The organism is Blautia sp. NSJ-175, assembly GCF_022867815.1.
GTDB lineage: Bacteria > Bacillota > Clostridia > Lachnospirales > Lachnospiraceae > Blautia > Blautia celeris.
Genome location: NZ_JALIFQ010000015.1, coordinates 133,880 through 150,939 on the forward strand (window position 1 = coordinate 133,880; position 17,060 = coordinate 150,939).

Here is a 17,060-nt window from a genome sequence, read left to right on the forward strand (position 1 = left end):
AAAAGTCAATGTAAAAGCGCACTTCCGTCAGATGATGATGCAGACAAGTCCGCCTTTGCTGTCATTGACAATTTTCTGCATGGTATCCTGAAGTTTTACCTGGCTCTCATCGCTGATCTGGACCAGTTTTGTGTGAATGCCGTCCTCAACTAACTGTCCGATAGACTTGCCGAAAATATTTGTCTGCCAGATACTCTCCTGTCTCTCATCGCTGGTCTTGATATATTCGATCAGGTCTTTTGCCTGTTCCTCGCTTCCCACGATGGGGGCAATTTCTGTCTCAATATTGGCCCGTATCATATGGATGGACGGACTGACGGATTTAATTTTCACGCCGTATTTGCTGCCCTGTTTAATGACCATGGGCTCTTCCAGCTTAATTTCCGATTTATCCGGTGTCACTACACCGTAGCCCTTTCCTCTCACAGAGGAGATGGCTTCCCGCACCTTCACGTATTCTTCCTTCATTTTAGCCAGTTCCTGCATGGTATGGATCAGCTCATACTCGTCGGAAATGGATACCCCTGTCATCTCACTTAAGACAGCATAGTACCAGTTCTCATCCATGTCCACCCGTATCCTCACCCTGCCGGTGGAAAGATCCAGGGCCTCCGGTACCAGATTTCGCACATACTGGGATTTCAGAACCATTTTATCCCTGGTGGCATCTTTCACGTATTTCATTTTTCCCATGAGTTCCCGGATACAGCTAAGCAGCTCTGCTTTCAGATAATGGTCTGTAGGAAGGATTTCCACCCATTTCGGTATGAAAAATTCCATCTGTACGATTGGGAACTCATACAATACTTTTTCCATGATCCTGGTCACATCATCCCTGCGGAGCTGCTCACAGTTCACGCTCAGAACACCTGCCTGATACTTCTGTTTCAGCTCCTCACACAGAGCAAGTGTCTCCTCCTTGTAGGGCTTCTGGGAATTTACCAGGATCAAAAACGGTTTTCCCGCTTTTTTCAGCTCCGCAACGGTTTTCTCCTCACTCTCTATGTAATTATTCCTGGGGATCTCTCCAAAAGAACCGTCACATGTGATAACAAGACCGATATTGGAATGTTCCTCGATCACTTTCTTTGTGCCTGTCTCCGCTGCCTGATGGAAAGGTATTTCATATCCGAACCAGGGAGTCTTGACCATACGCTCCTTGCCGTCCTCCATATTGCCCGCTGCATCCGGCACCATATACCCTACACAGTCGATGAGACGGATCTTCGCGGTCACATCATCACCGATTTTTATCTTAGCGGCTTCTTTCGGAATAAATTTTGGCTCCACGGTGGTGATCAATTTTCCGGAACCGCTTAAAGGGAGCTGGTCCCTCACCTCTTTCTGTGCTGTCTCTTCCATGTTAGGCAGTGCTGCCAGCTCCATAAAACGGCGGACAAATGTGGATTTTCCCGTCCGCACCGGTCCCACTACCCCTATGTAAATTTCTCCTCTGGTGCGGGCTTGTATGTCTTTATAAATATTATATGTATCCATGAAAATACCCCCTTATCGTACTGCTAAATTATATGCTTCCAGCCCTTCAGATATTCCTTTTCTTTCATAAAATGCCATAGAACCGAACATTTGTTCTTGACACTTTTTCTTCCCTGTGCTATTCTGTAAACAGAACATACATTCGGAAGGATTTGAGCAATATGTACTTATCATCATCCCTTACCCTGGAAGAAAAACTAAAGATTTTATCTGATGCGGCCAAGTACGATGTGGCCTGTACCTCAAGCGGCTCTGACCGCCGCGGTGAGAAGGGCAGTCTGGGCAATTCCGTAGCTGCAGGCATCTGCCACAGCTTTGCCTCTGACGGACGCTGTATCTCCCTGTTAAAAATTCTATTATCCAATGAGTGCATCTATGACTGCAAATACTGTCTGAACCGCCGTTCCAACGACAAAGTGCGCACCACTTTCACCCCGGATGAGATCTGCAGCCTTACCGTAGAATTTTATAAAAGAAACTATATAAAAGGTCTCTTTTTAAGCTCCGGCGTCGTAAAAACACCGACCTATACCATGGAACTTATGTATCGAAGCCTTTATCTGCTGCGCACCAAATACCATTTCCGCGGCTATATTCATGCCAAAGCCGTCCCCGGAGCCGCTCCTGAAATCATTGAGCAGATTGGCTATCTGGCTGACCGCATGAGCGTCAATATGGAACTTCCCACCAGAGAGTCCCTTCATGCCCTGGCACCCGGCAAAAGTCATGAGAATATCTTAAAGCCCATAAAACAAATACAGCACGGCATCACAGACTACCGCCTCTCCATAGGCAAGTCTGCCCAGATGGAGCGCAGCAGTGCCAACCGCTACCTCTCCAACTCCATCTTCAAAGACAAAAAAGAAAAACAGGACACCATCACAGGCTCTTCCGGCAGCAAAGCTCTGAACGGCCCTCAGACCCCTGCCGGGACAGGCCCTTCTGCCTCCCCGGCCCATCCTGCACCCTCATCGGATGCCGGAAGTCCGTCCTTTTATTTCCGCCAAAACACACCTTCTCTGCCTGCTGCCCAAAACCGTTCTTTTGTCCCCGCAGGCCAGAGCACACAGATGATCATCGGTGCCACCCCGGAAAACGACTACCAGCTTTTACAGGTAACACAGTCCCTGTACCAGCAGTTTGACTTAAAGCGCGTCTTTTTCTCCGCCTATGTCCCTCTGAACGAGGACTCCGCCCTTCCCTCCCTGGACACGGCCCCTCCCCTTTTAAGAGAGCATCGTCTGTACCAGGCGGACTGGCTTCTGCGCTTTTACGGCTTCCACGCAGAGGACCTTCTGGACCCCAGCCGTCCGAACTTCAACATCCTTTTGGATCCCAAGTGCGACTGGGCTCTGCGCCACCTGGAGCTGTTCCCCATAGAGATTCAGACCGCATCCTACGAGGATCTGCTGAAAGTCCCCGGCCTGGGCAACAAATCCGCCTATCGGATCGTCCAGGCCCGCCGGACCACCCGCCTGGATTTCCCGGCCCTAAAAAAACTGGGCGTCGTCCTGAAACGCGCCCAATACTTTATCACCTGCAGCGGCAAAATGCTGTACCGCACCCCCATTGAAGAGGATTTCATCACCCGCCAGCTCACCTCCACCGACCAAAAAACCACCTGGTCCCTGGATCATCCCCAAACCTACCGCCAGCTCTCCCTCTTCGATGACCTGCACCTGTCCACCCCCGCCCCCGAGGATTCCCTAAAAACCCTCAGCGGCCAGCTATAGTATAGTCTTTTTTGTTTTTTCTTTTCACACCGTTCAACCGCCAATACCCAGGGAAACTCGCGGGGGAGAGGCCGGGGCGCCGTGTCTGCGGTGAGCGATGTATAGTGGAGCGGCCCGGAGATCCACCTGCGCCAGTCACTTAGTGAAGAGCCCATTGGCGATGAACTTAGTGAATGGCAGCAGGTTAGCTCCGGACCAGCGGAACGCTTCGCTCACCGCAGACACGGCGCCCCGGCCTCTCCCCCGCGAGTTTCCCGTCCCCATATCATTTGAAAGGAGCCCCCCACATGGTAATATTCACCTGCCAAGACACCTTTGAATCCATGATGACCTGCATTTACGACGCCTGGTCCGCCCGTCTGGGCCACAACAACATAAAACTCCAGATTGAACCCATCTGGTCCCCGGAACTTTTCTGCGACTACCGCCACGTAGACCCCGACGAAGAGAAAGTACAAAAAGTGATCCGCTCCGTCAGGCAAAAAATTTCCGAAAATTCATATCATGACATCTACCGGGCTGCCATGTCCGACCATCCTGACAAACTGGATATTATCTACCGCTACATGATCCTTGGTTTTGTCTGCGGAGAAAAAACCCCCCGGATGTTCGGTAATCCTGCCGTATCCGCTCTCTTTGAGCTGGACCGGAAGGTAGCCAATGAAGCACATCTCTTTCGGGAATTTGTCCGCTTTTCCCGGCTGAAAAACCAGGTACTGCTCTCCATCATTGAACCCAAATGTAATGTCCTCACACTCCTTGCCCCCAACTTTGAGGACCGTATGCCTTCAGAACACTGGATGATCGTAGACAAGACACGGATGCTTTCCGTCGTACATCCTGCTGACAGCGACTACTTTTTGACTCCCGTGACACATGAAGAACTCTCCTACATGGAAGCTTCCAAAGACCGCTTTGACCCCTATGTGGGCCTCTGGAAATCCTTCTTTCAGACTATCGGCATTGAACAGCGCAAAAACCCTCGCTGCCAACGCAATATGCTGCCCATATGGTACCGTAAACACATGCCTGAATTCCAGTGATGAACCTGCACACGCCAAGACACCCAATCAGCAGTTTCCTGTATACACATACTTCAGATACTTTCCTGCCTCTTCTGCCAGCCGATATACCTTCCTAACATCGGCCGCCTCCCGGTCCTGCATCTTCCATCGTGGAAAGAACCTGGTCACATGCAGCGGAATCTCACAGCTCAAGGATGCCGTCCATTTGGCCAGATTCTGCATCTCAGAAACAGAATCATTTTCTCCGGGCACCACCAGTGTGGTAAGTTCCACATGACACACTTTGACGGCTTTTTCTATAAATGCTTTTACGGTTTCCAGGTCCCCTCCCAATTTTTTGTAATACGATTCTGTAAACCCCTTCAGATCTATATTCATGGCATCAATATACGACAGCACAGCATCCTCTGTCTCCTCTGTAAATGCTCCGTTGGTGACAAGGATATTCTTCATTCCTCTTTTTCTTACTTCTCTGGCAGTATCCCGCACATATTCATACCCCACAAGAGGCTCATTATATGTAAAAGCGATGCCTATATTTCCACGCGTTCTCAACGCCTCTGCCTGCTTGGCCAGCTCCTTGGGGCTGAAGGGCACAGATTCCAGTTCCTGTTCACCGGCCATGGAAATCTCAAAATTCTGACAAAACGGACAGGACATGTTACAGCCGAAACTGCCCACAGAAAGGACCTTTTTTCCGGGATAGAATCTCTGCAGCGGTTTCTTCTCCACAGGGTCCAGCGCCAGCGCAGTACATCTTCCATAATTGACAGATTCTATTCTGCCCTTCACATTCCGCCTTGCCCTGCAGCGTCCTGTCTGTCCCTCTTCCAGCCGGCAGTGATGCATACAAACTCCGCATACGTTTCCCATAAGATTCCTCCGCACTCATGCGCATCCTGTTATCACTTGTGTCTGGTCACCCGAAATCTTTCCAGCTTGATTCCCTCTTCCATATGATCGATACCGGCTTTCTGCATGGCAATGGATATCTGTTCTTCCACGGTATCCACGCCCTCCAGATTCGGAAGAAGGAGACCTCTCTTTCTCCCCTTAGACACAATCACGCCGTACTCCTTTACATCCAGCTCCTCCGGTGATGCAATTTCTTCTGTTTCCCCCAGAACATCCACACTGTAGACGAGTCTGTCAAGCTCCTCCTCCCTGACAGGTGAAAATCTGGGATCACGGCAGCCGGCGCTTACGGCATTCTCCACAATCTCCTCCGCTATGGAATCTGTCACAGGTGAAATTGTTCCAATGCATCCGCGCAGCCTTCCGTGCAGTTTCAGAGAGACAAATACACCTGCACGCCCGGAACGTAATTCTTCCGGAAGATTCTCCAAAACCGCCGTCTTTCTCCCTGTTTTCACATAAGTCTCCAAGGACTTTCTTGCCAACTTCACATAGGCATCCTCGGATGCTCTCATACTCTCCAGCTTTCGTCTCTGTGTCTCTTCATACTGACTGAGAAAATGCCTTTTCTCATCCGTACCCGAAACCTCATATGTACAGATTCCATATCCTACGCCAAACGGACCTTCATAAGACAAACGCCTTACGTTTACAGCTTTTCCATCCAAAGCCCCGGCCATGATGACAAAAGACCGGTGCCCACACTCTGCTGCTTTCTCACAGAACTCCTCCCCGAATTCCAAGAGATCCCCGAAATTTCCGGTTCCCATTACCTGCATGATTCTTTCATCATACTCCGGCCCCTCCTTTTGGTACCCATAAGGACCACTCTCCAAAAGCTTATGGGATAAATCTCCGCTGGCGATCATGACAACATTTCTGTGAAGCGCATCAGCGGCCCGGCTGATATACTGTCCCAGCCGATAATGTGCTTCCAGTGACTGTCCTGACAGTCCAATACGAAGGACCTTACATCTGACGTTCTGTTTCTTCAGAAAATACAGGGGAATCATAGCCCCATGGTCCAGCCTGCTGTCGCGCTCCCCCCTGGTTCCGGCCATAAACCCATCCCTGTCCAGAAGTCTGCACAGATAGCTGCGCAATTCTGAATCATACTCTGCATCCATCCGGATCTCTTTTGCTCTGAACTGTCTGAAATCCCCGGATGCTCCTCTTCCCGGTGAGATATGGAAATAATCCGCATACATGACAGTGTGCGGTGTCGTCACCACAACCATATCCGGACAGAGCTTCGCCACATGCTGCGCGGCCTTCTCATATGCCGCTGTTGTAGCTGAAATCCCTTTCTCCTGTCCCCTTCCCACCTCCGGAATGATAAGCGGCGGATGGGGGACCATAACAGCACCACGTATTGACATGATATCAACTCCTCTCCCTGCATTCATCACACGATTCACTTCTCATAGTTCTATTATACATCCGGGATGATTCCATGAAAACCATAGATTGGAATCTCCCCTGACTTTTCCCGGATATTCTCTACACCATACTGCGAAATGGCTGCATGATCAGTCCGACCACACGCATAGCAGCCTTTTTCCAGAAAGGGATCTCCTCCACCTGTATATGCTCAGGTACTTCATAGGTATCAGGTCCGGTCACGGTCCTGCAGTCCTTCTCCATCTCCTCCATATATCCGGTCAACTCCTCTGTCAGTTCCCTGCTCTGTACTGCCAGCATCAGCTCAGTATCCACATATGTGCTGCGCAGGTCCATATTATAGGAGCCGATAATAGACATATCCTCATCAATCACCACAGATTTCCCGTGATAAGATACGCCGCCGTCATATTCCAGAATCTGCACACCGGTATTAAATACCTCGTTTTTCCTGTACAGATAATCGCTGGATGCCATAAAATTGTCACCGTTTTCTACAGAATTGATGACCATTCTGCTGTCCGGTACCTGCCCCGCGATCTCTGTCAGTTCTCTCTTCATGTAACCGTTCAGAACCACATACGGAGTATGGATAATCACTCTTTCTTTTGCCTGCTTCATAAGTTCGGAAAGTTCATAAAACAATACCGGCTTCTTCCCATAGATCCCCGTTGGATTTGAAAGAAGAGTCACCTTGTTTGTTTCGCAGGTCATCTCACCGTAATCACAATCCCGGAACAAATCCGGATTTTCCTTTTTCAGTTTTTCATATCTTTTGGTCAGCATGTCAATCATGCTCTTAACCTTATGGTCCTCCCTCAGGTTTTCCTGATCATGAAACAGCCTGCACTCTTTTTTATCCCACATGCGGCTGAAATACGCCTCCACCTGATACAGGGAACTTTCATCCTCTCCCCGCTGCTTTGGATTCGTGTTATAAATCAGTACCTCCCTGTCATAACTCATATTTTTATTTGGATAATCGCCGATAAAGTAGTCAAAGGTATTCCTGCCGCCCAGAATATAGGCCATTTCATCCACAATGACGTATTTATCATGCATTCTTCCCTGGGTTTTCCAGGGCATTGCCAGATTCAGTTTATTATATATTTTTATCTCCACATTCGGATGGGAAGAAAGAGCATAAAAAAGCTCATTCCCCTCCAGACGGATGGTACCGCTCACCCCGTCTACCAGAATTTGTATTCTGATTCCCTCCTCTGCCCTGTGATACAGAACAGCCAGCAAGTCCCTTGTGCTCTTTCCATCTCTCATGTCAAATGTGGAAAGTACAATTCGCTCCTTTGCCTGATGAAACAGCCGGATTCTCTCATCCCATGCGCTCTTATTTGTCTCCAGCAGCATCGCTCTGTCCACGCCTGTGCGGTCTCTGTAGCACTCTGACACGGAAAAGTTCTTCTTTGTCTCCTCTGACACCTTTTTATAATGGACAAACGGACCCACCGCTCCTGCTACGAGATAGACCAGGAAAAATAGAACTATAAATAACAGCCATCGAATTTTAAACTTTCTCATTTCTATCACCCTTTACTGTTTTTGTAAAGATAACCACATAGGTTATCATAGGGCACCATACTGCTTTCTGCCTGAAAAGTCAAGAACAAAGCCCCCGGATATCCACAGATATGGATTTCCAGGGGCATGTATACTAACTATTTATTTATGTATTACGCAAATTTACGTTTTGCAGCTTCCACTACATGTCCAACCAGTACAGAAGTAGTTACACTTCCAACACCGCCCGGAACCGGAGTAATAGCATCCACAACAGGCTCTGCTTTCTCAAAGTCAACATCTCCGCAGAGTTTTCCTTCCGCGTTCACATTGATTCCAACATCGATCACTGTCTGTCCTGCACTTAAATAGGTATCGTCAATAACACCTGCGCGTCCTGCAGCAACGATAACGATATCTGCCTCTCTCACTACAGAAGGCATATCCACAGTTCTGGTATGGCAGATAGTAACCGTTGCGTTTTTCTTGATCAGCATCATGGCTGCCGGTTTTCCTACTACCAGGCTTCGGCCTACAACAACTGCCTTTTTACCTGTGCAGTCAATTCCGTAAAAGTCAAGGATTTCCATACAAGCCTGAGGGGTACAGGGCGGGAAACCTACGTTCTTACCTGTAAATACACCTGACATGGAACCATCGGTCATGCAGTCCACATCTTTTGCCGGGTCCAGTGCATTTTCAATAACGGACTGGTTCAGGTGTTTCGGCAGCGGACGGAATAAAAGTACACCATGGATTTTGTCATCTTTATTCACCTTGTCAATCGTTGCCAGAAGTTCTTCCTGGCTTACATCTGCCGGAAGCAGAATTTTCTCGCATGCAACACCAAGTGTTTCACAGCGTTTTGTTGCACCTCTCTCGTAGGAAATATCACTTTCATTTTCACCTACACGGATTATGCACAGAGTTGGTTTTACACCTTTTTCCTCCAGTGCTGCCACGTCTGCTTTAATTCTCTCGTTTAATGCTGCTGTTACTTCTTTACCCAGTAATCTTTTTGCCATTCTCTATGAATCCTCCTGCATCTTTTTATCCTGCCCTTTGGGCACTCAGGTTACTATTCACAGCCCTGCAAAAAGCGCAGTTCTATGAACAGTAGCACGCTTCGCCATGCACAGTTCTGCCCTTTAGGGTACAAAATGCAATAAATTGCATTTTGGCGCTGGCTAACTCGGGATTTTGCTTCGCAAAACACCTCGCGGGACATTGGCCGTGAATAGTAACCTCTCAGCAACTTATGCCACAGCTTCTGTCACATAAGGTATCAAACAATTATTTCAGTCTGGAAAGCACGCTGTCAAAGGTTTCGTCAGCGATCTTCGTATATTTCTCCAGCATTGCATCTGCTTTTTTATTCAGCTCTTCTGCATAAGCTCTGTCAGCCATGGATTTTGTGTTAATATATACATTCAGGCTGGCACCCTTTAAAGCTGCTTTACAGAAAGCTGCACCAACGCCCGCATCACTGATTGCCAGTGTGGAACCTTTTGCCGCAAATTCCACGATCACTTCAATCGCTTCACAGCACTTCTCCATAATTTCCATCGGTACAGAGCAGGCATCCTTTAAAACGATTTCCATAACTCTTGCTTTCTCAGCCTTCTCTTCCTCTGTTGCACGAGGCATACCATATGCTTTTGACAGGGGCTCAAACACCTCTGCATCTCTCTCGATCAGACGTAAGAAATCCTTCTGCAGGGCGTCACATTTCTTTTTCAGCTCCCACATCTCGTCTTCCACTTCTGCATACTTTTTCTTGCCCACAGTCAGGCTGCCCACCATATTGCCAAGGGCTGTTCCCACAGCGCCAACCAGAGCAGATGCTCCGCCGCCGCCCGGAACCGGTGCTTTTGATGCCAGTACTTCTACAAATTCATTACATGGTACAGTTGAAAATCCCATCTCTCACATACCTCTCTTTCTTTCATTGCCGAATTTCTCTGGCTTTATATAAAATCCCTTTAGGGGATTATTTTGCATGGTCAGTCACATTTACAGGCCCATTTTTCACCATGGTGCTCTTATTTACCATAGCTGTCAGAGGACTCTTATAGAGGAAGAACACCAGCAGCGTATTCAGTGCGACCAGAAGCGGTGTCTGAACCAGTCTCTGGGCATACAAAACTACCCACGGCGTTCCGTAGTACATATGAAGTCCCAGACATGTAAATCCAAGAGAACCAACGATTCCATGAACAACGATCACTGCAAGCACATGCCAGATTTCCAGTTTCTTTGTATAAAAATGACGAAACAGACCCGGCAGCACACCAGCCAGAATAGCAGTGACAGAAATCATGGGATTCGGTGCATACCCCTGTAGGATCGCCCCAAGGAAATCAGATAAAAAGCCGCAGATTCCCCCTACCAAAGGGCCAAACCAAAAGCCGCAGAGATATACAGGCGTCTGACCTACGGTGAGCCGAATACTGGTACCGATAGGGATTGCGACCAGCCTGGTCAGAATGATACTCATTGCTACCAGAACACCCGTAAATGCCAAAACTTTTACATTATTCACTTTTTTCATCAGATATAAATCCTCCTTCATCTGTTGTCTCCCGGGGACAGCATAACTGTCCCTTCTCGTTATGTACTTATGGCATAGTAGTTTACTACACCAAAGAGAAGAATTCATATCTGCCTTTAATGTAGTAGCGGACGCAATATTACATCGTGGAGCCTTTGGCTGCCTTCGTTCATGGACAACTTCCCATCCCATGACACTTAACGCGTAATACCTACTCTACTATAACAATCTTTTTTAAGACAACTTTTTTTCTAATGCTTTCATCATGTTGATACTGATATCGCCCACAACCGCCAAATCCTCCGCGGCAAATGTGACAGCAAAATTATCAGAAAACAATATCTGTGCGGAAGGCTGAAATTCGTCATCCCCTTCCCACAAGATAAACTTTACATGCAGATTGTCCATAAATTCCAGTTTATAGGAACAGTCTCCCTCTGCACATTTTTCTGCTCCCAAATGTTCCATAATCTTACGGAACACAGAAAGCTTATTTCCATAGCCAAATGCCAGCCGAAACAGACATCTGCCCTGGAACTGTCTGAAGTAAACCTCACCCCAGGGAACATCATGATAGGTAAGAAATTTCCCTGATGTAGGTGCTGCGCTTCTCTCTGTCAAAAAGCGGACAATGAGAATCTTGGCATTCATGGCGTCCTCCAGCGGATATACCCCAATGGAATCCTCCACGTGATGAATTTCATAATCCGGAAAAGACACCTGGTAGGTACTTCCCATCAGTTTCACGGTAAAAAGCCCTTTTTCCTCATCGTAAGGAATACCGGTTCGCCCGCTGATTTCTTTCGGGTCCATCTCTCTGTATGCGTTCAGATAATGTTCATAAGGACGCTGCTCTTTACTGTCCTTTGCGTATTCAAAATTCATCTCTTCACCTCAGTCAGTCTATTTATTCGCTGCAATAACGGATCCGCCAAGCGTACCTTCTACTGCTCTGTTACAGACGGAAACAGGGACGTATCCGTATGTGGTATAAAACAACATGCTACAAACTCATCCATATAACTCGGTACAGTGGAAAGTTCCAGGTACGTCATATTGGACGCGATCTCATAACATTTCTGCTCTGCTTCCTTTGACAGAAGCATGGTATATGCGCCGGACAAAGAAGAATTTCCAATGTAATGGAATTTCTCCAGAGGAATATCCGGAAACATACCGATTCTCACGGCATTTTTCATATTGATGCCGCTGCCGATTCCACCGGCTACATAAACATCGTCAATCATGGAGATATCAAAGTCAAGAGAGACAAGCATGGTACGGATGGCTGAGAAGATAGCACCTTTTGCCCGTATAAAGTTATCAATATCCACCTCATTAATCTCCACTTCCTTGACAGTGCCCGACTCTTCCTCGAATGCGAGCACATAGCTGCCCATGCCATACTCATCATGGCGGACACGTTTTCCTTCCCGGACAAACTTTCCTTTCGGATTAATAATACCGGTTCGGAACAATTCGCTGATCACATCAATGATACCGGAACCACACAGACCGATGGGTTTCTCACCCTCATCTCCGATAATAGAGTAGCTGGGCTCCATCGTTTCCGCATCAATGGTACATGCCTCGATCGCGCCGTCCGTCGCACGCATACCGCAGCTGATATCCCCGCCTTCAAAAGCAGGTCCCGCAGAGCAGGCGCAGCTCATCATAAAATCAGAATTGCCGAATACAAGCTCGCCGTTGGTACCCAGATCAATAAACAGAGAAAATTCAGGACGATTCCACAGCATACTTACCAAAGTACCTGCTGTGATATCTCCGCCCACATAACTGCCGATATTCGGTGCCAGTATAATATGGGCATCCGGATTTACTCTGATTCCGATATCAGAAGCAAACAGTGAATTTGTTTTATAAAAGGTAGGAATATATGGTTCCATACGGATTGGATCACCATTCATTCCTGTCAGCAGATGGTTCATGGTAGTATTGGATGCAATGCACATACGGTATATGTGCAGGGGGCTGAATCCACAGGAGCGGCACATCTGCTCAATCATAGGATTGATCGTCTCATTCACCACTGCATCCTGCAGCTTCTCGCTTCCGCCCGGTTTCATAGACTCGATAATACGGTTGATAACATCCGCGCCATAGCGAATCTGACCGTTTCCGGCTGAAGCTTTCCCAAGGATCTCACCTGTCTGCATATTGACCAGCAGTGCAGATACCGTGGTTGTACCGATATCAATAGCCAAACCGCCGATTACTACTTTTTCATCTCTGCCGTAAACGTCATACACAAAAATATCATTTGCTGTCCTGCGCACAATACACTGTACATCAAAATGATTTTCACGGAAAACAACGGAAATCTTCCGCAGTGCAGAATAAGGCAGACGCACTCTTTTTACACCGGTTTCCCTTTTGATCGCACGCATCAGACGTTCATTGTCCGGCATGGTATCGTCCAGAGTCGGTTCATCCATAGTCACATGGATAATATCCAGACTGTTTTTCAAGGTAATTCCTGCTGCTTCCACATCGGATTTTGCCTGATCAAATATGGCAATCTCCTCTTTGGAACTCAAATCTGCGACTTTCATCCGGCTCCTGTAAGCGGATGCAATGTCGGGTACCTGTACCTCCACATCACCTGTCAGCTTGCTCACACATGCCAGTCTCCAACCTTCTGCATACTCTTCATCGGAGATGTGACGGGTCTTTGGAGAATTCATTTCACCTGCCACCAGCTTCACCTTGCATTTACCACAGGAAGCATTGCCGGAACAGGGGGCATCGATAGCCACATTCGTTTTTCTCGCTACTTCTAAAAGGATTTCTCCTTCCTGGGCGAAAGTTGTGACGTCTTCGCCGTTTTCAAATTTAAAAGTCACTTTGAACATAGGAATTTAGCCTTTCTGTATATTTTTATCTGCGCCGGCGATAAAAATATCCCCGGCGCTTTTTATTACACGACTCTGCCTGTGATTAGATCTCCAGGTAAGAGTCAGCGTATAATGTGTTGTTTTTGAAAACATCACAGGATTTAATTGTTTCCATCAGTCTTAAATCACATGGATTTACGATTGCGGAAGTTAAGCCCTGCATCATGCACATTGCAACCATTGCGGAATCCATAATCGGACGAATATGTTTCGGCATACCGTTGGAGTTATTGGACAGACCGCCTGTGGAATTCAGGCCCATATCGCTGAACATTTTGATTGCTTCCAGAACTTCCATCTGTTTGTCCTGCATTCCCTTAACAACCAGGAATAACGGGTCAAACCACAGGTCTGTAGGCTCCATACCCAGCATCATACCTCTTTCCAGCATGTTCTGGCAGTGCATCATACGCTCATCATTGTCTGCTGCAATACCTTCTGCAGAGCAAAGAGCGATTACGATAGCGTCATTTGCTGCAGCCAGATCGATATTCTCGATTCTTCCGCCTGCATCAGCAGAGTTTACAATCGGTTTTCCTTTGCTTCTGTTGTATACGGAGATACCTGCCTCGATTGCTTTTTTGTTGGCAGTATCCAGTGCCAGAGGAACATTGTCGAAGTTGGACTGGATCAGCTGAACAGCCCATTTCATTAAATCTTCTCCATCATTCTCTGCCGGTCCGATATTAACGTCCAGATAAGTTGCACCTGCATCCAGCTGCTCTTTTGCACGTTTTAAGATTGGTTCCGGATCACGCTCTGCCATCGCTTTGCGGATAGACGGGGAAATACAGTGAATTCTCTCACCAATTGTAACAAACTTTGCCATAATAGTTCTCCTTTTAAATTATTCATTTTGGCCGGACAGAGAAGATACCTAAAAAGCATCCTCCCTGCCAGCCTGTCTTTCCTCTTTTATGCAGTCAGGTCTTTTAAGAATTTAACTAACTGTACTGCTTCCAACGGGGCAACGATAACTTCCCAACCCGGAAGTTTTGCTTCAATATCGCCCTTTAATACGGCAACTTTACCCGGAATAACCAGTTTTCTGCATTTTACTTTATCTTCAACATTCTCCTGAATGTATTTAGATACAGAAGTGGAAGATAATTTACCTGCAGCCCATGCAGTCAGTACGGAAAGTCCGCCTGCATCACTGATAATCAGGTTACACGGTACACCGGAACGCTCCAGCTCTCCGGATACCACGAAATATGTAAGAGCAAAGTCTACGGTTGTCAGACACAGAGAATTCTCGTCTGCACCATTTAATGCATAAATACCCGGTTCCACTTTCATTGGTTTCTGCGGGTCTGTAAATACGTTCTGTCTCAGACCAAATAACGGCAGAGCTTCTGCATAATCAAGCTGCTCCATAACCACAATGGAACCATATTTCATTGTGAACAGGGAAGCCAGTGCCTGCTGCATATTTCTGTCGCCATGTGCCAGAACTGCCAGATTTACCAGTGTCGGATAACCGAAAGTTCTGTCCTGATCTTTTAAAGCTGCACGGCGAATCTGTACTGCGTTGCCGTAAGCTTCTTTTACGGATTTTGTTCCAACATCCAGAATCAGGTTCTTGTTGCCTGCTTTTTCCAGAGCTGCAACTGTATCATATAATTCATTTAAGTCTGCACCTGTAACGCCAAGTACAACACCTGCCTCTGTTGCAACTGCGCTCATCTCAGCGTAGTTGGAAGCATCTGCACCGTTTAATACCGGTTTGCCGTCTTTGCATACAGCCAGAGCTGCTTTAGCAGCTTCTACATCTTTACAGCCCAGAACCAGAGTTCTGCCAAGAGCTGCTGCTTTCTTTACGATTTCAACGTATCTGTCTTTGTCTGCGCCGTCTTCGTAGTTCACGTAAATCATTTCAACGAACATTCTCTCGCTGATACGTTCGTAGTCTACCTTCGGAATTGCTGCCAGTTTCGCGTCGATTGCTGCATCATCCATGCATGTGCACAGTGAAACCGCATATCTTGTTTTGCTGACGAATGTTTTCTCATGTCTGAATAAAACAGTCTCGCCGCCTAAAGTAAATTCATTGTCACCGCTTCCGACTTTGATGGTCTTCATCGGCGGAGCTGTTGCCTCAGATAACTGAGCCAGAGCATCCTCAGACATATGCGGGCATTTGGAAATTTCCAGAGCACCCTGAGCCACTTTCATGGAGAAAGCCATACATGTTGGGCAGCCGCACTCTTTACAGTTCTTTTTTGGTGTCAGTTTAAAAATTTGAATACCTGATAATCCCATTTGTTTTTATCCTCCTGTTCTACGATTACACTAATTCTTTAATCATTTTTGAGATTGTTGCAACAGATTTGGGATGTCTCAGAATGACAGCGTCAGAACCGGAAGCTAAAACTGCTGCTGCTGTCTGTACTTCCATACTGATACCTCTCTCTTCCAGCGGTCCCCATTCCGGCATATCTTCCTCAGAAGCCATGGCCTCTTTTACTCCCCATGTCTCATCGGCAACTGGAGTGATGATAGGCATCTGTAACATGTTATCATTCTGGGAAAGAGCTGCACCTTTAATACGGTCCATTGTGGATACCACGTACTCAAAACCATAGCCTACTGCTGCAGAACCAACGTTCATTACGATATCCTGAGCTTTTACGCCTAACTGGGTTGTAACAACGTTAAGCTGTTTTGCCAGGTTGATATCTACTGCGGATTCTGCTCCAACCTTCTGGTTGTATGCAAGGCCTGCTGCTGCGCCAACTGCTTTGTAATCTTCTTCTCTTGCAGAAAGGACTAAAACGTTCTTGCCCTGAAGTGCTTCTGCCACTTTCGGCAGTAATTCAGAATCTTTTTCCACATTCTTGCAACCTTCAACAACTAAAGGACAGGAAACAGCTTCGCCGACTTCTTTGACAACTGCGATCAGTTCTTCAATAGATTTGTCTGCGCCGTTTGGATCCCCGCCTTCCAGACGTAAGCATACGAAGTCCGCACCTTCCATTGCTTCCGCTTTTTTTGCGATCTCGGCCATTGTGGCAGCACCTGCATAATATTCCTGGATTCCCGGAACGTTGATAAGTCCCATATCGGAAATTTCCACGCCTACTTTTGGTGCATTTTCCGTGGGAGCATCAAATGTATAGAAAGGAAATGTGCATTCCCCTCCTAATTTGATCGCTTTGTCCCCGCAGCCAATTTCAACTGTGTTAATGTTTGCATTGAATTTCTGTGGTTTTTGATTAAACGGCATTTCTCATTAGCCTCCTTAATATATTTTTTATAAACGGTGAATACGGTAAAACGCGCATTCACCGTTTACATGATACTACAATTAAGCGAATTTGTCTTCCAAAATCTTACATCATCGGGTCCAGACCAAGAGCCGGATGTCCTTTTTCTGTTAAGAATGCAACTAATTCTTCCGGATCTGTTGCGATGGTCTCATCACCAACCATGTCTGTGAAGTTGTCGATACCGTATAATTCTTTTGCTGTCTGGTTCAGTCTCTCAGCAACAAATTCTTTCAGCTCTT

The 17,060-nt window shown here is 47.0% G+C and carries 15 protein-coding genes and 1 riboswitch; of the genes, 2 read left to right on the forward strand and 13 right to left on the reverse strand.

Features of this window, described 5'->3' with window-relative positions:
• Positions 1-27 precede the first annotated feature (27 nt).
• Positions 28-1,497, reverse strand: a complete 1,470-nt coding sequence (gene spoIVA, locus MUB35_RS21155) for a stage IV sporulation protein A (protein WP_033141826.1) — start codon at positions 1,495-1,497, stop codon at positions 28-30.
• A 161-nt stretch (positions 1,498-1,658) separates the two neighbouring features.
• Here spoIVA and MUB35_RS21160 point away from each other — a divergent pair, with 161 nt between their 5' ends.
• Positions 1,659-3,230, forward strand: coding sequence for a putative DNA modification/repair radical SAM protein (locus MUB35_RS21160; RefSeq protein WP_244806788.1), 1,572 nt, complete (start codon positions 1,659-1,661; stop codon positions 3,228-3,230).
• Between the two features lie 287 nt (positions 3,231-3,517).
• Entirely contained in the window at positions 3,518-4,273 is a 756-nt protein-coding gene (locus MUB35_RS21165; RefSeq protein ID WP_103732800.1) for a TIGR03915 family putative DNA repair protein, read from the forward strand.
• Positions 4,274-4,300: 27 nt separating this feature from the next.
• Here the strand turns inward: MUB35_RS21165 and amrS are convergent, their stop codons facing one another.
• From amrS to MUB35_RS30900, 12 genes are all read right to left on the reverse strand, one after another.
• Positions 4,301-5,128, reverse strand: coding sequence for an AmmeMemoRadiSam system radical SAM enzyme (gene amrS, locus MUB35_RS21170; RefSeq protein ID WP_103732801.1), 828 nt, complete (start codon positions 5,126-5,128; stop codon positions 4,301-4,303).
• A 32-nt stretch (positions 5,129-5,160) separates the two neighbouring features.
• Positions 5,161-6,549 (reverse strand): AmmeMemoRadiSam system protein A, encoded by a 1,389-nt coding sequence (amrA, locus tag MUB35_RS21175; RefSeq protein WP_244806789.1) that lies wholly within the window; start codon positions 6,547-6,549, stop codon positions 5,161-5,163.
• 121 nt (positions 6,550-6,670) lie between these two features.
• Positions 6,671-8,107, reverse strand: a complete 1,437-nt coding sequence (locus MUB35_RS21180) for a phospholipase D family protein (RefSeq protein WP_227244565.1) — start codon at positions 8,105-8,107, stop codon at positions 6,671-6,673.
• Between the two features lie 152 nt (positions 8,108-8,259).
• Positions 8,260-9,111 (reverse strand): bifunctional 5,10-methylenetetrahydrofolate dehydrogenase/5,10-methenyltetrahydrofolate cyclohydrolase, encoded by an 852-nt coding sequence (locus MUB35_RS21185; protein WP_029468715.1) that lies wholly within the window; start codon positions 9,109-9,111, stop codon positions 8,260-8,262.
• Positions 9,112-9,379: 268 nt separating this feature from the next.
• Complete coding sequence (locus MUB35_RS21190) at positions 9,380-10,009, reverse strand: cyclodeaminase/cyclohydrolase family protein (protein WP_033141831.1); 630 nt, start codon at positions 10,007-10,009, stop codon at positions 9,380-9,382.
• A 67-nt stretch (positions 10,010-10,076) separates the two neighbouring features.
• On the reverse strand, positions 10,077-10,658 hold the full coding sequence (locus MUB35_RS21195) for a folate family ECF transporter S component (protein WP_033141832.1): 582 nt from the start codon (positions 10,656-10,658) through the stop codon (positions 10,077-10,079).
• A gap of 102 nt (positions 10,659-10,760) precedes the next feature.
• Positions 10,761-10,858, reverse strand: a riboswitch (THF riboswitch).
• Between the two features lie 13 nt (positions 10,859-10,871).
• Positions 10,872-11,522, reverse strand: a complete 651-nt coding sequence (locus MUB35_RS21200; protein WP_244806790.1) for a DUF3786 domain-containing protein — start codon at positions 11,520-11,522, stop codon at positions 10,872-10,874.
• Between the two features lie 59 nt (positions 11,523-11,581).
• Positions 11,582-13,510, reverse strand: a complete 1,929-nt coding sequence (gene acsV / locus MUB35_RS21205; RefSeq protein WP_033141834.1) for a corrinoid activation/regeneration protein AcsV — start codon at positions 13,508-13,510, stop codon at positions 11,582-11,584.
• An 85-nt stretch (positions 13,511-13,595) separates the two neighbouring features.
• Positions 13,596-14,381, reverse strand: a complete 786-nt coding sequence (acsE, locus tag MUB35_RS21210; RefSeq protein ID WP_033141835.1) for a carbon monoxide dehydrogenase/acetyl-CoA synthase methytransferase subunit — start codon at positions 14,379-14,381, stop codon at positions 13,596-13,598.
• An 86-nt stretch (positions 14,382-14,467) separates the two neighbouring features.
• Positions 14,468-15,814, reverse strand: a complete 1,347-nt coding sequence (acsC, locus tag MUB35_RS21215) for an acetyl-CoA decarbonylase/synthase complex subunit gamma (protein WP_033141836.1) — start codon at positions 15,812-15,814, stop codon at positions 14,468-14,470.
• Between the two features lie 25 nt (positions 15,815-15,839).
• The gene (gene acsD / locus MUB35_RS21220) at positions 15,840-16,778 is read right to left on the reverse strand and encodes an acetyl-CoA decarbonylase/synthase complex subunit delta (RefSeq protein ID WP_033141837.1); all 939 of its coding nucleotides are present in this window, start codon (positions 16,776-16,778) and stop codon (positions 15,840-15,842) included.
• A 106-nt stretch (positions 16,779-16,884) separates the two neighbouring features.
• On the reverse strand, positions 16,885-17,060 hold a 176-nt coding region (locus MUB35_RS30900), incomplete at its 5' end, for a hypothetical protein (protein WP_244806792.1).

Bases quoted from the DNA above. Each gene is read 5' to 3' on its own strand.
- acsV (WP_033141834.1), bottom strand. From the start codon at position 13,510: ATGTTCAAAGTGACTTTTAAATTTGAAAACGGCGAAGACGTCACAACT.
- MUB35_RS21180 (WP_227244565.1), bottom strand. From the start codon at position 8,107: ATGAGAAAGTTTAAAATTCGATGGCTGTTATTTATAGTTCTATTTTTC.
- amrS (WP_103732801.1), bottom strand. From the start codon at position 5,128: ATGGGAAACGTATGCGGAGTTTGTATGCATCACTGCCGGCTGGAAGAG.
- acsC (WP_033141836.1), bottom strand. From the start codon at position 15,814: ATGGGATTATCAGGTATTCAAATTTTTAAACTGACACCAAAAAAGAAC.
- MUB35_RS21160 (WP_244806788.1), top strand. From the start codon at position 1,659: ATGTACTTATCATCATCCCTTACCCTGGAAGAAAAACTAAAGATTTTA.
- MUB35_RS21200 (WP_244806790.1), bottom strand. From the start codon at position 11,522: ATGAATTTTGAATACGCAAAGGACAGTAAAGAGCAGCGTCCTTATGAA.
- MUB35_RS21190 (WP_033141831.1), bottom strand. From the start codon at position 10,009: ATGGGATTTTCAACTGTACCATGTAATGAATTTGTAGAAGTACTGGCA.
- MUB35_RS21195 (WP_033141832.1), bottom strand. From the start codon at position 10,658: ATGAAGGAGGATTTATATCTGATGAAAAAAGTGAATAATGTAAAAGTT.
- MUB35_RS21185 (WP_029468715.1), bottom strand. From the start codon at position 9,111: ATGGCAAAAAGATTACTGGGTAAAGAAGTAACAGCAGCATTAAACGAG.
- MUB35_RS21165 (WP_103732800.1), top strand. From the start codon at position 3,518: ATGGTAATATTCACCTGCCAAGACACCTTTGAATCCATGATGACCTGC.
- spoIVA (WP_033141826.1), bottom strand. From the start codon at position 1,497: ATGGATACATATAATATTTATAAAGACATACAAGCCCGCACCAGAGGA.
- acsE (WP_033141835.1), bottom strand. From the start codon at position 14,381: ATGGCAAAGTTTGTTACAATTGGTGAGAGAATTCACTGTATTTCCCCG.
- amrA (WP_244806789.1), bottom strand. From the start codon at position 6,549: ATGTCAATACGTGGTGCTGTTATGGTCCCCCATCCGCCGCTTATCATT.
- acsD (WP_033141837.1), bottom strand. From the start codon at position 16,778: ATGCCGTTTAATCAAAAACCACAGAAATTCAATGCAAACATTAACACA.